Source organism: Rhodoplanes tepidamans (assembly GCF_030813915.1).
Lineage (GTDB): Bacteria > Pseudomonadota > Alphaproteobacteria > Rhizobiales > Xanthobacteraceae > Rhodoplanes > Rhodoplanes tepidamans.
Window position 1 is genome coordinate 102,336 of the sequence record NZ_JAUSUJ010000005.1, and the last position, 14,724, is coordinate 117,059.

Annotated in this window: 14 protein-coding genes; 7 read left to right on the forward strand and 7 right to left on the reverse strand. The window is 71.7% G+C overall.

Annotated features, from left to right (window positions below; genetic code table 11):
* Positions 1-25 precede the first annotated feature (25 nt).
* From J2S22_RS07960 to recR, 3 genes are all read left to right on the forward strand, one after another.
* Positions 26-2,062 (forward strand): DNA polymerase III subunit gamma/tau, encoded by a 2,037-nt coding sequence (locus J2S22_RS07960; protein ID WP_272776598.1) that lies wholly within the window; start codon positions 26-28, stop codon positions 2,060-2,062.
* Positions 2,063-2,185: 123 nt separating this feature from the next.
* Positions 2,186-2,506: a YbaB/EbfC family nucleoid-associated protein gene (locus tag J2S22_RS07965; protein ID WP_272776597.1), complete on the forward strand. Its 321-nt coding sequence runs from the start codon at positions 2,186-2,188 to the stop codon at positions 2,504-2,506.
* A gap of 146 nt (positions 2,507-2,652) precedes the next feature.
* Positions 2,653-3,252 carry a recombination mediator RecR gene (gene recR, locus J2S22_RS07970; protein WP_272776596.1) on the forward strand — a complete coding sequence of 200 codons (600 nt, stop codon included), beginning with the start codon at positions 2,653-2,655 and terminating at the stop codon, positions 3,250-3,252.
* Between the two features lie 154 nt (positions 3,253-3,406).
* On the opposite strand, the gene J2S22_RS07975 is transcribed toward recR, so the two are convergent.
* Positions 3,407-4,387, reverse strand: coding sequence for a Bug family tripartite tricarboxylate transporter substrate binding protein (locus J2S22_RS07975; RefSeq protein ID WP_272776595.1), 981 nt, complete (start codon positions 4,385-4,387; stop codon positions 3,407-3,409).
* A 115-nt stretch (positions 4,388-4,502) separates the two neighbouring features.
* On the opposite strand from J2S22_RS07975, the gene J2S22_RS07980 reads away from it, so the two are divergent.
* Positions 4,503-5,300 carry an aspartate dehydrogenase gene (locus J2S22_RS07980; RefSeq protein WP_272776594.1) on the forward strand — a complete coding sequence of 266 codons (798 nt, stop codon included), beginning with the start codon at positions 4,503-4,505 and terminating at the stop codon, positions 5,298-5,300.
* A 121-nt stretch (positions 5,301-5,421) separates the two neighbouring features.
* Here J2S22_RS07980 and efp read toward each other — a convergent pair whose 3' ends face one another.
* On the reverse strand, positions 5,422-5,988 hold the full coding sequence (efp, locus tag J2S22_RS07985) for an elongation factor P (RefSeq protein ID WP_272776593.1): 567 nt from the start codon (positions 5,986-5,988) through the stop codon (positions 5,422-5,424).
* Between the two features lie 211 nt (positions 5,989-6,199).
* On the opposite strand from efp, the gene epmA reads away from it, so the two are divergent.
* Together epmA and J2S22_RS07995 are read left to right on the forward strand one after the other, a co-directional pair.
* The gene (gene epmA / locus J2S22_RS07990; RefSeq protein WP_272776592.1) at positions 6,200-7,240 is read left to right on the forward strand and encodes an EF-P lysine aminoacylase EpmA; all 1,041 of its coding nucleotides are present in this window, start codon (positions 6,200-6,202) and stop codon (positions 7,238-7,240) included.
* Positions 7,241-7,355: 115 nt separating this feature from the next.
* A complete protein-coding gene (locus tag J2S22_RS07995; RefSeq protein ID WP_272776591.1) occupies positions 7,356-8,486 on the forward strand; it encodes a lysine-2,3-aminomutase-like protein in 1,131 nt (376 codons plus the stop codon).
* 10 nt (positions 8,487-8,496) lie between these two features.
* Here J2S22_RS07995 and J2S22_RS08000 read toward each other — a convergent pair whose 3' ends face one another.
* Both J2S22_RS08000 and J2S22_RS08005 read right to left on the reverse strand, forming a co-directional pair.
* Positions 8,497-10,569, reverse strand: a complete 2,073-nt coding sequence (locus tag J2S22_RS08000) for a methyl-accepting chemotaxis protein (protein ID WP_272776590.1) — start codon at positions 10,567-10,569, stop codon at positions 8,497-8,499.
* A gap of 191 nt (positions 10,570-10,760) precedes the next feature.
* Positions 10,761-11,309, reverse strand: a complete 549-nt coding sequence (locus tag J2S22_RS08005; RefSeq protein WP_272776589.1) for a cytochrome b — start codon at positions 11,307-11,309, stop codon at positions 10,761-10,763.
* 340 nt (positions 11,310-11,649) lie between these two features.
* Here J2S22_RS08005 and J2S22_RS08010 point away from each other — a divergent pair, with 340 nt between their 5' ends.
* Entirely contained in the window at positions 11,650-12,399 is a 750-nt protein-coding gene (locus J2S22_RS08010; protein WP_272776588.1) for a RibD family protein, read from the forward strand.
* Here the strand turns inward: J2S22_RS08010 and J2S22_RS08015 are convergent.
* From J2S22_RS08015 to J2S22_RS08025, 3 genes are read right to left on the reverse strand one after another with little or no spacing between them, the layout of a single operon-like run.
* The gene (locus J2S22_RS08015; RefSeq protein ID WP_272776587.1) at positions 12,360-13,184 is read right to left on the reverse strand and encodes a class I SAM-dependent methyltransferase; all 825 of its coding nucleotides are present in this window, start codon (positions 13,182-13,184) and stop codon (positions 12,360-12,362) included. The two genes, J2S22_RS08010 and J2S22_RS08015, sit on opposite strands and share 40 nt — an antisense overlap.
* Complete coding sequence (locus tag J2S22_RS08020) at positions 13,181-14,260, reverse strand: glycosyltransferase family 4 protein (RefSeq protein ID WP_272776586.1); 1,080 nt, start codon at positions 14,258-14,260, stop codon at positions 13,181-13,183. Before J2S22_RS08020 ends, J2S22_RS08015 begins: the two co-directional genes overlap by 4 nt.
* A complete protein-coding gene (locus J2S22_RS08025) occupies positions 14,257-14,658 on the reverse strand; it encodes a 6-pyruvoyl trahydropterin synthase family protein (RefSeq protein ID WP_272776585.1) in 402 nt (133 codons plus the stop codon). The genes J2S22_RS08020 and J2S22_RS08025 overlap by 4 nt, the downstream gene beginning before the upstream one ends.
* Between the last annotated feature and the right edge of the window lie 66 nt (positions 14,659-14,724).

Consider the following 14,724-nt stretch of genomic DNA (forward strand, 5'->3'; position numbering starts at 1 on the left):
TCGCGCTGCGAGGCCCGGCCGAGCGATGGACGACGCCGAGACAACCGGGCTTGTGCCGGCCACCGGGCCGGCCGAACCGGCAGCGCCCGGGCTGTTCCCCGCCCCACCCGCCTCCGCCGGCCAGACCGCCCCCCAGGCGCTGCCCGCCGAGCCGGCCGGCGCCTACCGGGTGCTCGCGCGGAAATACCGCCCCTCCACGTTCGAGGACCTGATCGGCCAGGACGCCATGGTCCGGACGATCTCGAATGCGTTCGAGACCGGTCGCATTCCCCAGGCCTGGATCCTCACCGGGGTGCGCGGGGTCGGCAAGACGACCACGGCCCGCATCCTCGCCCGCGCTCTCAACTATGCGCTTCCCGACGGCTCGATCACCGGCCCGACCATCCACATGCCGGTGCTCGGCACGCACTGCGCCGCCATCATGGAGAGCCGGCATTTCGACGTGATCGAGATGGACGCGGCGTCCCACAACGGCGTCGACGACATCCGCCAGATCAACGACGCGATCCGCTACGCCCCGGTCTCGGCCCGCTACAAGGTCTACATCCTCGACGAGGTCCACATGCTCTCCACGGCGGCGTTCAACGCCGTCCTGAAGACCCTGGAGGAGCCCCCGCCGCACGCCAAGTTCGTGTTCGCGACGACCGAGATCCGCAAGGTCCCGATCACGGTGCTGTCGCGCTGCCAGCGTTTCGACCTGCGCCGCCTGGATGCCGAGCTCCTCGGCAGCCATCTCGGCAACATCGCCGCCAAGGAGGGGGTCACGGTCGAGCCGGAGGCGCTCGCCCTGATCGCCCGCGCGGCCGAAGGCTCGGTGCGTGATTCGCTGTCGCTGCTCGACCAGGCGATCGCCCATGCGGGCGGAGGATCGAGCGGCGGGGCCGGCGGCACCGTCGACGCCGCCGGCGTGCGCGCCATGCTCGGGCTCGCCGACCGCAGCCGGGTCATCGACCTGTTCGAGACGCTGATGAAGGGCGACATCGCCGGCGCGCTGACCGAGCTGCGCGACCAGTACGACAGCGGCGCCGACCCGGTGACGGTGCTGGAGGATCTCGCCGAGCTCACCCATTTCGTCACCCGCGTGAAGGTGGTGCCGTCGGTCGCCGACGACCGGGCGCTGTCGGAGGCGGAGCGCACCCGCGGCCGGGCGCTCGCCACGGCGCTGTCCATGCGGGTGCTGTCGCGCACCTGGCAGATGCTGCTCAAGGGCCTCGCCGAGGTGGAGGCGGCCTCCAAGCCGATCGCCGCCGCCGAGATGGTGCTGGTCCGCATCGCCTATGCGGCCGACCTGCCGACCCCCGACGAGGTGATCCGCTCGCTCGGATCGTCGACCGGTGCCGACGCGCCGGCGGGCGGCAACGGCGGCTCCCGCGGTGCCGCACCCGCCGGTCCCGCCCCGAGTGGCGAGCGGACGATGCGGCCGGCCCTCGACCGGCCGGCCCCGGCCGGTCCGGAGCGCCCCGCCTTCGCGGGCGGACGGGCCCCCGCGGCGGCGGAGCCGCGCGCGCTCGCCCAGCCCGGCGCCAAGCCCGCCGCCATGCCCGCCGCCGGCCCGGTCCCCGACGCCGCGCCCCTGGTCGGCAGCTTCGAGGAGCTGGCGGCACTCGCCGGAACCCGGCGCGACATCCAGCTCAAGACCGTGCTGGAGCGCGACGTCCGGCTGGTGCGGTTCGAGGACGGGCACCTGGAGATCGCGCTCGAGCCGAATACCTCCAGGGCGGCCATCGGCGACCTGTCGCGCCGGCTCGGCGACCTCACCGGCCGCCGCTGGATGGTGGTGGTCTCCTCCGAGCCCGGCCAGCCGACCCTGCGCTCGCAGCAGCAGGCGCGCGAGGCCGAGGTGAAGCGCGGCGTGCTGGCCGACCCGCTGGTGCAGCGGGTGCTGGAGCGGTTTCCCGGCGCCGAGGTCGTCCAGGTGCGCCGGCGCGAGACCGAGGCCGAGGCGCCGGCGGCGTTGCCCCCCGTCCCGGAGCCCGACGACGACGGCGAGATCCCGCCGGTCTGGGACGAAAGCGCCTACGGCGCCCACGGCCTGCCCGACGATCTCGACGACGATTTCTGAACCCGGTCCGATCAGGTAGTGTCGCGACAACGTTGTCGTACGACCGACCGGTGATCCTGGCGGCCCACGACCCACCGAACTCGAACCGCGGGCCTTCTCCCGCTCCATTTCACGAGGCGATCCATGGCGAATTTCCTGGGCCTGATGAAGCAGGCCGCCGAGCTCAAGGGCAAGATGGAGACGCTCCAGGCCGAGCTCGAGCAGATCGAGGTCGAAGGGTCCTCGGGCGGCGGTCTGGTCGCCGTCACGGTGACGCCCAAGGGCGAGCTCAAGAAGCTGAAGATCGACTCCTCGCTGATGAAGCCCGAGGAGACCGAGGTTCTCGAGGACCTGATCGTCGCCGCCCATGCCGACGCCAAGCGCAAGGCCGACGCGCTGCTCGCCGAGAAGATGCAGGCGCTCACCGGCGGTCTGCCGATCCCGCCCGGCATGAAGCTGTTCTGAGGCCCGTCTCGCCTCCGTCATGGCCGGGCTCGTCCCGGCCATCCACGTCTTTTGTTGCCGCGAAGCTCGAGGTCCGTGGATGGCCGGCAAACGGCGGGCCATGACGGCTCGGCGGGCATGACGGCTCGAGAAATGCGACATCCCTCATGAGCGCCGGTCCCGAGATCGAGCGGCTGATCCAGCTTCTCGCCAAGCTGCCGGGCCTAGGCCCGCGCTCCGCGCGGCGGGCGGCCCTGCATCTCGTCAAGAAGCGCGACCTCCTGATGGCGCCGCTCGCGTCGGCCCTGCAGGCCGCCATGGACACCATCACGGTGTGCCGGGTGTGCGGCAATCTGGACAGCAAGAACCCCTGCACGGTGTGCAGCGATCCGCGGCGCGATCCCGCCATGATCGTCGTGGTGGCCGACGTCGCCGATCTGTGGGCGCTGGAACGCGCCAAGGCCGTCAACGCCCGCTATCACGTGCTGGGCGGCACGCTGTCGCCGCTCGACGGCGTCGGCCCGGACGACCTCGCCATCGCCTCGCTGGTGACGCGGGCGCACGATCCCGCCGTCAAGGAGGTGATCCTCGCCCTCAACGCGACGGTCGATGGTCAGACCACGGCGCACTACGTCACCGACCTGCTGGCCGACGCCGGCGTCAAGGTGACGGGCCTCGCCCACGGCGTGCCGGTCGGCGGCGAGCTCGACTATCTCGACGAGGGCACGCTGACCACGGCGATCCGCAGCCGCACCAGCATGGGATGAGGGGGGGCGGCCGCGGCTTTAACCGGTCATTCCGGGGCGGCGCGCAGCGCCGAACCCGGAATCCAACCTCAGATGCGGAGCTTGCCGCTGGATTCCGGGTTCGCGGCTTCGCCGCGCCCCGGAATGACGGCAAACTGATCAAGCGGAATCGTCCTCACTCCACCTGGACGCCGCTCGCCTTGATCGGGGCGGCCCATTTCTCGATCTCGCTGTTCACGAACTTGGCGAGATATTCGGGCGTCATCCGGTCGGGCGAGACGACGACGGCACCGAGCGCGGCGAGGCGCTCCTGCACCCAGGGGGTCTTCATGGTGTCGACCAGAGCGGCGTTGAGCTTGTCGACGATCGCCTTCGGGGCGTTCTTGGGCAGGAAGATCGCGTTCCAGGTATAGGCCTCGACCTTGGTCCCCTCCTCGGTCGCCGACGAGAGGTTGGGCAGCGCCGGCGAGCGGTCCTTGGTCAGGATGGCGATCGGCTTCACGGCACCGCCGTCGATCTGCGGCTTGGCGGTCGAGATCATGTCGCACAGATAGTCGACGCGCCCGCCCTGGAGGTCCTGCATGGCCGGACCAGTGCCGCGATAGGGCACGTGGGTGACCGGCAGGCCGGCGGCACTGTTGAACACCACGCAGGCGAGATGCGAGGCGGACCCGGCGCCCGCCGAGGCGAACGTCATCTTGCCGGCATTGGCCTTGGTGTAGGCGACGAAGTCCTTGAAGTCCTTGACCGGCAGATCCTTGCGGATGACCAGCACGATCGGCACGTCGGCGAGCAGCGCCACCGGCGTGAAGTCACCCTCGGCGTTGTACAATGGGCGCTTGTAGAGCGTCTGGTTCTGGGCGTGGGTGCCGACCGTGCCGAGCACCATGGTGTAGCCGTCCGCGGGAGCGTTGGCCACGCGCAGGCTGCCGTTGCCGCCGCCGGCACCGCCGACATTCTCCACCACCACCTGCTGGCCGAGCACCTCGCCCAGCCGCTGTGCGACGATTCGTCCGAGCACGTCGGTCGGCCCGCCCGCCGCGAAGGGGATCACCATGGTGAGCGGGCGGCTCGGATACTCCTGGGCGGACGCGAGCGCCGGTACGGCGAGCGCGATCGCCGCCGAGACCAGCAGCTTGAGCGCGGCACGGAACATCGGTTCCTCCTTGTTTGATCGGAGCGTTCGATTATGAAAAATAATGCCGTCAGAACGGTCCAGGGCCGGTAAGGTTGCAGGAAATCCGACCAACGGGAAGGCGAAAATGGTGCCGATGCGGATCGGAATCGCGGGCCTCGGCGCCATCGGGCGGACAGTCGCCCGGGCCCTCGCCGACGGCATGCCGGGGCTGGAGCTCGCCTGCATCGCGGTTCGCGATCACGGCAAGGCGCGGGCCTGGCTGGAAAGCCAGAGCATCCCCTGCCCGATCGTCAAGCTGGAGGCGATGCCGTCCCACGCCGACCTGGTGGTGGAGTGCGCGCCGGCCAGCGTGCTGGACGACATCTGCCGGCCGATGCTGTCGGCCCGCAAGAAGGTCATGGTGCTGAGCGCCGGCGCCCTGCTGCCGCGCCCCGAGCTGATCGAGCTCGCCCGGCACAAGGGCGGCCAGATCATCGTGCCCACCGGCGCGCTGATCGGTCTCGACGCCGTGACGGCGGCCGCTCAGGGGACCATCCACTCCGTCCGCATGGTGACCCGCAAGCCGCCGCGCGGCCTCGCCGGCGCGCCCTGGCTGGTCGAGCACGGGATCTCGGTCGAACACCTCGCCGAACCGCTGCGGGTGTTCGCCGGCTCCGCCCGCGCGGCGGCGCAGGGCTTTCCGGCCAATGTGAACGTGGTGGCGGCGCTGGCGCTGGCCGGCATCGGGCCGGACCGCACGACGATCGAGATCTGGGCCGATCCGGGCGTCGCGCGCAACTGCCACACCATCGAGGTCGATTCCGATTCGGCCAGGTTCTCGATGTCGATCGAGAACATCCCGTCGGAGAACCCGCGCACCGGCCGGATCACGGCGCTCTCGGTGCTCGCCGCGCTCGCCAAGCAGCGCGCGCCCCTGCGGGTGGGAACGTAAAGTTACGGTCATTCCGGGGGCACGGCGAAGCCGCGAACCCGGAATCCAGCCCAGAACTCCGAAGCCACCGCCGGATTCCGGGTTCGCGAGCCTGCGGCTCGCGCCCCGGGATGACGGATCCTCAATCCTTCGCCCGCTCCACATAGGTGCCGTCGGCGGTCGACACCACGATGCGGGTGCCGACGCCGACATGGGGGGGCACGCCGGTGCGCAGGCCGTTCGACAGCACCGCCGGCTTGTAGGACGACGACGCGGTCTGGCCCTTCATGGCCGGCTCGGTCTCGACCACCTCGAGCACGACGCGCTGCGGCAGCTCGAGGCCGACCACCACGCCCTCGTGCACCGACAACTTGCACTTCATCTCCGGCTGCAGATACACGGCGAGGTCGCCGACCACGTCCTCGGCCGCGGCGACCTGGTCGTAGCTCTCCATGTTCATGAAGTGGAAGCCGTCGCCGTCCTGGTAGAGGTACTGGTACTCGCGCTCCTCGACATGGGCGCGCTCGACCTGGTCGGTCGTCTTGTAGCGCTGCGACGACTTCACCCCGTCGGAGAGGCGGCGCATGTCGAGCTGGGTCACCGGGGTGCCCTTGCCGGGGTGGATGTTCTCGGCGCTCAGAATGACGTAGAGCCTCCCCTCGAGATCGACGATGTTGCCCTTGCGGAGCGAGCTGGCGATGACCTTCACGTGCGTAAATCCTCGTTGCGGGGGCGCCGGGGCGCCAGCGGGGAGCGGCGACGGAACCCGGGAACCGGCGGTTTCGCGTGCAACATACTGATCCTTTGGCGCTTCGCCAGTGGTTTTCGGCACCCCCCGGCGTCGGCCGGGCGGATCGGGCGGGAGCCGGGCGGGCGAAAATTCGGTCGAAACGTCAATGCCTCCGGACCGCGCTCCGGCCATGACCGCGGCCTCCCCCTGGTGGACGCCGCACGTCCATGCGGACCGCCGCCCGCTCCTGCTCGCCCGCAACCGCATCGCGGCGCGGGTGCGGGCATGGTTCGAGGCGGACGATTTCGTCGAGGTCGACCCCGCGGCGCTGCAGGTGTCGCCCGGCAACGAGGCGCATCTGCACGCCTTCGCGACCGAGGCGGTCGGCCCCGACGCCAGCCGGCGCCCGCTCTTCCTTCACACGTCGCCCGAGTTCGCCTGCAAGAAGCTCCTGGCCGCCGGCGAGCCGCGGCTGTTCGCCTTCGGCCATGTGTTCCGCAACCGCGAGCGCGGCGCCCTGCACCACCCCGAGTTCACCATGCTGGAGTGGTACCGGACCGGGGCGCCCTGGACGGGCGTGATGGACGACTGTCTCGCCCTGCTGGCGCTCGCCTGCGAGACCACCGGGGTGCACCGGGTGACCTTCCGGGGGGCCGAGGCCGACCCGTTCGCGGCGCCCGAGCGCATGACGGTCGCCGAGGCATTCTCCCGCTTCGCCGGAATCGACCTTCTCGCCACCGTTTCGGTTACCGACACAGACCGCGACGCCCTGATGGCGGCCGCGACCGCCGCCGGCATCCGGACCGCCGCGGACGACACCTGGTCGGACGTGTTCAGCCGCGTGCTGGTCGAGCGCATCGAGCCGCGGCTCGGGATCGGCCGGCCGACCCTGCTCACCGAGTATCCGGTGGCCGAGGCGGCGCTGGCTCGGCCGGCCGGGCACGATCCACGCGTCGCGGAACGCTTCGAGCTCTATGTCTGCCGGGTCGAGCTCGCCAACGGCTTCGGCGAGCTGACCGACCCGGCCGAGCAGCGCCGCCGCTTCGAGGCCGAGATGGCCGAGAAGGCCCGCGTCTACGGCGAGCGCTACCCGATCGACGGCGATTTCCTGGCCGCCCTGGAGATCATGCCCGAGGCGTCGGGCTGCGCGCTCGGCTTCGACCGGCTGGTAATGCTGGCGACGGGCGCGCCCCGTGTCGACGCCGTGATCTGGACACCCGTGGCGGGGTGACACGCCCGACCTTCACCTCTCCCCGCGCGGCGGGGAGGGCGTCGAGGCCCTGCCAAGGCCACGGCCTTGTAGCCGCCATCGCTGCGGCGTATCGCTGGAGCCCGAAAGGCCCCCGATGACCACGCCTCGAAAGACGCTCAGGACGGCGGCGGAACTCGCCGATGCGGGCTTCGTGCGCCCGGTGGACGTCGCCGCTCTCGACGCGGTCGCGGCCCGCTATGCCGTCGCGGTCACGCCGGCGCTCGCCGACCTGATCGACCCGGACGATCCGGACGACCCGATCGCCCGCCAGTTCCTGCCCGACCCGGCCGAGCTCGACACCGCACCGGAGGAACGTCCCGATCCGATCGGCGACGACACCATGAGCCCGGTCGAAGGCGTGGTGCACCGCTATCCGGACCGCGTGCTCCTGAAGCTCGTCCATGTCTGCCCGGTCTACTGCCGCTTCTGCTTCCGCCGCGCCATGGTCGGCCCGGGCGGGCGGCCGACGCTGTCGCAGAGGAAGATCGCCGCGGCCCTCGACTACATCCGCGGCCGCCGCGAGATCTTCGAGGTGATCCTGACCGGCGGCGATCCGCTGATCCTCGCCCCCGACAAGCTCGGCGCCGTCGTCGCGGCACTCGGCGCCATCCCGCACGTGCGGGTCGTACGCGTCCACACCCGCGTGCCGGTGGCGATGCCCGAGGCGGTCACGCCTGCGCTGGTCGCGGCGCTGAAGATCCCCGGCAAGGCGACCTATGTGGTGCTGCACGCCAACCACCCGCGCGAGCTGACTGACGCCGCGCGACGATCCTGCGACCGGCTGATCGACGCCGGCATTCCCATGCTGTCGCAGTCGGTGCTGCTCCGCGGCGTCAACGACGACGACAAGACGCTCGCCGAGCTGATGAGATCCTTCGTCGCCGCCCGGATCAAGCCCTATTATCTGCACCACGGCGACCTGGCGCCGGGCACCTCGCATCTGCGCACCACGCTCGCCGAAGGTCAGGTGCTGATGCGTCGCCTGCGCGGTCGCGTCTCCGGCCTCGCGCAGCCGACCTATGTGCTGGATCTGCCCGGCGGCGCCGGCAAGGTGCCGGTCGGACCGACCCACGCGGTCCCGACCGCCGGCTGCGATCCCGCCGGACCGGCCCATTGGGAGATCGAGGATCTGCAGGGCCGCACCCACGTCTACCCGCCGCCGCCCGAGGACATGGAACCGGTGCCGGAGGAGGACGAGCCGGGCGAGCCCAAGGCGGAGTCCTGAGCGCCCGACGTTACGCCACGCGCTTCGCCGGCCCCCGCTTCTGGCGCCGCTCCGGTCCCGCATAGGCCGGGTCCTCGCGCCTACGACGGTCGAGCGCGCCGGTGCGCAGGCTCTGGAAGAAGCCGGCGACCTCGCTCGACAACCGCTCGGCGTGGCCGGCGAGCGCGTCAGCCGTCGTGAACACGGCACCGGCCGAGCGGCTCGCCTGCGCGACGGCGTCGCTCACCACGGCGATGTCGCCGACCAGCGAGGCGTTCCCGGCGGAGGCCGACTGGGCGTTCTCGGAGATCTCGCGGGTCGCCGCGCCCTGCTGCTCGACCGCGCTGGCGATGGACGCCGTCACCCGGCTGACCTCCTGCATGGCGAGGCCGACCTCGCGCACCGCGACCACGGCGTCGCGGGTCGACGCCTGGATGGCGTCGATCTCGCCGGCGATCTCGGCGGTCGCCTTAGCGGTCTGTCCGGCGAGCGCCTTGACCTCCTGGGCGACCACGGCGAACCCCTTGCCGGCCTCGCCGGCGCGCGCCGCCTCGATGGTGGCGTTGAGGGCGAGCAGATTGGTCTGGCCGGCGATCGCCTGGATCATCTCGACCACGGCGCCGATGCGCTCGCTCATGGCGGCGAGGCTCTCGATCTCGGCGACCGAGCGGCCGGTCTTGGCGTCGGCGGCACCGACGACCGCGGTCGCCTGGGCGATCTGGCGGCTGATCTCGGCGACCGATGCGGACATCTCCTCGGCGGCCGCCGCGACGGTCTGGACCGACTGCGCCGCCTGCTCGGAGGCCCCGGTGGCGGCGCTCGCACGACCCGAGGCGCGCGCCGCGACGTCGTCGATCGCCTGGGCGTTGCCGCGCATCTCGGTGGCGCTCTCGGCCACGGCCGCGACCACGCCCTCGACCGACTCGCGGAACGCCGCGATGGACTCCTCGATCTTGCGGTTCTGCGCAGCGAGCAGCTCGGTGCGGGCGTGCTCCGCCCGCTCGGCGTCGACATGGGCCTTCTCGACCGCCTTCACCTTGAACGCTTCGACGGCAGCCGCGACATCGCCGATCTCGTCGCGCCGGCCGAGCCCCGGCAGCGTCACGTCGAAGTCGCCGTCGGCGAGCTGTCGCATGCCCGCCGTGAGCGCCCGCAGCGGCTGGACGATTCCACGGTTGAGCAGGAACGCGAGCCCGAGCGTCAACAGGAGGACGGCTCCGCCGATCGCCAGCGCCGCACTGCGCACCTCGGCGAGTGCGGCGATCGCGGTGCTGCGGTCGACGCCGAGAACATAGACGCCGATCGCGTCGCCCCGATAGTCGCGCACCGGTGCGAGCACCACGGCGTGCTCGACGCCGGCGACCGGCATGGCCCGCGCGGCCGACGGCGCGGCGAGCGCCGCCGCGATCTGCTCCGGCGTCAGCGCCGGCAGCACGCGGAACGTCGTGGCGTAGGTGTCGAAGCCCTGCGGGGTCTTCAGCAGAAAGGCGACGTCGGCACCGGTCGCCCGCTTGAAGGCCTCGAAAAACGGCTTGCCGAACGACATGCCGATCTCGACCGTTCCGATCTGCTTGCCCTGGTGCACGACCGGCACGACGCCGCGGATGCCGAGTCCCTCGACCCCGTTCTCGAGTCCGGCGACCGGCTTGCCGGTGCGGTTGACCTCGACCACGGTGTGCCGGAACGAGCTCAGATCGTCGCCGAACTTCTCAGCCCGATGCACCCGCAGGAACGAGGTCGCCGGGGCAGTGTGGAACTGGAGCTGGACGACGCCGTGCTTCTCCTTCAGCGCCTTGAAGCCGGGGACCAGCATCGCGTCGAGCGCGGCGCGGTCGCGCGCCGCGAAGGCCGCCTGGATCGTGGTGTTGAGGGCGAGGCTGTCGGCGAGCGAGATCGCGCGGGCCGCGTCGTCGGCGAGGCGCCCTGAAAAGAAGGCCTGCAGCACCGAAAGTTCGTGCGCAGCCGCCTGCTCGGACATCCGGGCCGAGAGCCAGAGATTGCTGGCCGTGGTGGCCGCGACAGCCAGGACGACGCTGGCCGAGATCGCCGCCACGAAGCGCATTCCGATGGTGATCCGACCGAAGCGGCCCGGCACATTCGTCATGAGACGCTCCTACCGACGTTCTAGATTCGGACTAGAACCGAAACGAATTGTCGTACCAGGCAGTTACATTGCGATACGTGAATTAACGTTGCGTTTCCCGTTCACGTTTCGCTCGCAAGAGGTGTACGCTGGCGTCGCCGCGTCGGGGCGGTGCCGGGCCTTCGTCCGGCGCCGATGCGCCGGGCGGCGATTCAGCCGCGCAGCATGCGCACGAGCACATCGTCGCGGCGGATGAAATGATGATACAGCGCGGCGAGGATGTGGGCGGTGGCGAGCAGCGCGATCAGGATGCCGAAGGTCCGGTGCAGACCGAACAGGGCCTCGGAGAAGGCGCGGTCCTGCGGCCAGATCGGCGGCAGCTCGATCAGCCAGAACACCAGGATCGGCGCCCGGTACGCCGAAGTGGCGATCCAGCCGACCAGCGGCTGGACGATCAGCAGGGCGTAGAGGATGCCATGGACCGCCTGGGCGGCGGCGCGCTGGCGCGCCGGAATGTCGCGCGGCAGCGGCGGCGGGGGATTGCCCAGGCGCCACGCGAACCGAACCAGCATCAGCGGCAGCAGCACGATGCCGAGCGAGCGGTGCAGATGGAAGGCGAGGTCCTGGACCGGGCCGGGCTCGGCGTTCGCCATGTAGAGGCCCCCCGGGATCAGGGCGATGACGATGGCGGCCGTGATCCAGTGGAGCGCCCGCGCCGTAGCGGTATAGCCGCCGCTCGTCCGATCGGGTGAGGTCGCCATGGTGCTCATCTCGGGGTGCTCATCTCGGGGTGCTGATGTCGGGCCGCCTGCCAGTCCACGTCGGATGCGCCGGGGGTCATTGAGCCGCCATGCCATGACAGGATAAAGTCCGGTCGGTTGCAAGCGTCCCGTGCATCGCGGCACGGCCGCGGAAACGTCCGCGCGGGCGCAGCGTTTCGCCTCCGGGGCAGCACGAGGTCGTCGTGCCGCCCCGCCAGCCACCCCGTCGAGCCGTCGATCGAGCCCAGTCGGTCCAGTCGTCGTGTCGAGAAGCCGGAACGCGCCTTTGGATCCGTCGTGTTTTTCCCTCGGTGAGAGTCCGGCCGGCGGCTGGTCGTGCGTGCCGGAGGCGTTGCGGGCCGGGGCCGCGCTGCCGCCCGCCTGGGAGCCGCTGTTCGGGCCGCTACGCGCCGGCGCGGTCGACGGCCTGATGGTGATCGGCCAGGTCGGCCAGTCGCTCGACGGCCGTATCGCGACGATCGGCGGACGGCTGGAATACATCAACGGCGCGGAGGGGATCGCCCATCTCCACCGGCTGCGCGCCGTGGTCGACGCGGTGGTGGTCGGGGTCGGCACCGCGAAGTGCGACGATCCCCAGCTCACCGTCCGGCACGTCGCCGGCCCCAACCCGGCCCGCGTCGTGATCGACCCGAACGGCCGGCTGGACGCCGACGCCCGGCTGCTCGCCGACGACGGCACCCGACGGATCGTGATCACCTCGGCGGCGGCCGCGATGCGGCTGCCGGACGGCGTCGAGCGCCTCGCGCTGCCCGACATTGGCGGCCGGCTCGATCCCGCCGCCATCCTGGCGGCCCTCGCCGCGGCCGGCTTCCGCCGCATCCTGATCGAGGGCGGCGCCGACACGCTGTCCGGGTTCCTGGCCGCCGGCTGCCTCGACCGGCTGCACGTGGTGATCGCGCCGATCATTCTCGGCTCGGGCCGTCCGAGCTGCACGCTGCCCGCCATCGCGGACGCCGAGGACGCCCTCCGCCCGCGGGTGAAGACCGTGCCGCTCGGCGACGAGGTGCTGTTCGACTGCGACCTGTCGGCTCAGCGCCGCCCGGTCGGGCAGGCGAAGATGTCGAGGTGACCGACCTGCAGGGTGGAACGGCCGGCGGCGACCAGGATGCTACGCCGGGTCGCCCAGCCGTCGATGGTCGTCTGCGGCACGCCGACGAGCTCGCGCGCCGCCCCGGCGAGCGAACCGACGATTTCCTTCAGGAGCGGATCGCCGGCCTCGATCAGCCAGTCGGAGGCGCCCTGCACCACCTCCCAGCCGAGCCGCTCGAACATCCGCACGGCGGTGCCGGCCGCGGCCGGCCCGAGCGCCGGCCCGAACCCCTTGTCGGTCGTCTGGTGACGGTTAAACGCCGATACGATGGTGGCGTCGGCGTCGTCGGAGGGGTCGAGGATCAGCCGGCCGTCATAGGTGAGCGCCGCATGGAAGGGCAGCCGGCGCGCCGCGACCTCGGTGACCAGACGCTCCAGCCAGTCCTCCGAGACCAGATCCAGAAACGCCGAGGTGGTGACCAGATCGACCGGCCCGTCGAGCGCGGCCTCGAGATCGCGCGCGAGGTCGATCGCCGTCACGGTGACGCGCGGCACGGTGCCGCCCGATCCTGCGACCGACTCGGCCGCCCCCTTGGCCCGCGCCAGCAGCCCGAGATCGTTGTCGACCAGTCGCCAGTGCTGATGCTTCGGCAGGATGTCGACGAGCGCCCGCAGGGTCGCGCCGGTGCCGCAGGCGAGGTCGACGATCGACAGCGACGCCTGGTCGGCGAAGCGGTCGCGGATCGCCGCGAGCACGCGGGGATTGCGGGCCCGCCGATCGTGCGGCTCGCGACGTTCGAGCCAGTCTGCGCTGAAGCCGGTCACGTCCCTGTCCTGATGCGATCGATCGTCGCGGCGACGATGCGGGCCGTCTCGGCCCAGGTCGGCAGTCCTTCCGCCGCGGCCCGCGCCGCCGCCGCGAGGCGCGCCCGCACGGCGGCATCGCCGATCACCCGGTGCAGCGCCGCCGCCAGCGCCGCGACGTCGTCCGGCGCGACGAGGAGCCCGGCGCCGGCCGGAACCGTGTCGGGAATCGCCCCGCCCGTCGTGCCGACCACCGGCAGACCGTAGCTCGCGGCTTCCGAAAACGCCATGCCGTATCCCTCGAAGCGGGACGCCAGCACGAAGACGTCGGCGGCGCCGTAGAGTGCCGCGAGCGTGTCCGCCGGCACGGCCCCGGCGATTGTCACGCGGTCGCCGAGGCCTTCCGCCGCGATCTGGGCGGCGATCGCCGCCGCGGTCGCCGGGTCGCGGTCCGGCGGGCCGACGATGGTCAGCCGCCAGTCCAGATCGGCGAGGCGCGACAGCGCCGAGACCAGCACGTCGTAGCCCTTTCGCGGGACCAGGGCGCCGACCGCGAGCAGCGCCACCGGCCCGCCGCGCCGGACGTCAGTCGGACGCGGCGCCGGGCGCTCGACACCGGGCACTGCGACCGTGATCCGCTCCGGCGCCACGCCGTAGTCCGCGGCGACGAGCCGCGCCGTCGCCGGGCTGGTGACGATCACGCCGCGGGCGCCGGCGAGCGCGCTGCGCTCGCTCTCGCGCAGCTGCCGCGCCTCGTCGGCCCCGATCCCGCTTTCCAGGGCCAGCGGATGGTGCACCAGCGCGACCACGGGCACGCGGCGGCACACCGTCGCGGCGAGCTCCGGCAGCACGCCGAAGGCGAGGCCGTCGACGATGGTCGGCGTCTCGGGCGCGATCGCCTCCAGGCTCGCGATCGCGGCGGCGCGTGTCGCAGCCTCGGGCCGCGGAAAGCCCTCCCCCAGGTTCATAACCTCGACCCCCCGGCCGGCGGCGCGCAGCTCCGCGATCACGCGCCTGTCGTAGGCGTAGCCGCCGGTCGGCGTGTCGAGGTCGCCCGGCACGGCGAAGACGAGACGCCTCGCCGGAGCGTCGCTCACCACAGCGGCGCCTCGTACCAGGCGCGGGCGACGTGCGATTCGGAGATGGTGACCCGGATGGCGTGGAGCGCGCGTCCCTCGCGGCCGAGCGCGCCGGCGCGCGCCGTCTCGGCGAGACGATCGAAGACGTGCCGGGTGAGAAACTCGGTCGTGGTGTTCCGGCCCGCGAACTCGGGAACCTCGTCGAGATTCCTGTAGTTCAGGGGCGCCAGCACCGCCTTCAGCGCCTCGTCGAGCCGGCCGATGTCGACGACGATGCCGTTCTCGTCCAGCGCCTCCGACAGGATCGCCGCGTCGACCACGAAGGTCGCACCGTGCAGCGCCTGCGCCGGGCCGAACACGGCCCCGCGGAACGAGTGGGCGATCATGATGTGATGGCGTACTTCGACGGCATACACGGGGGCGGCCTCCGGTTCGGGGCGCCCAGGATAGCCGAAGACGGACTTAGACGGAAAATTTTCGCG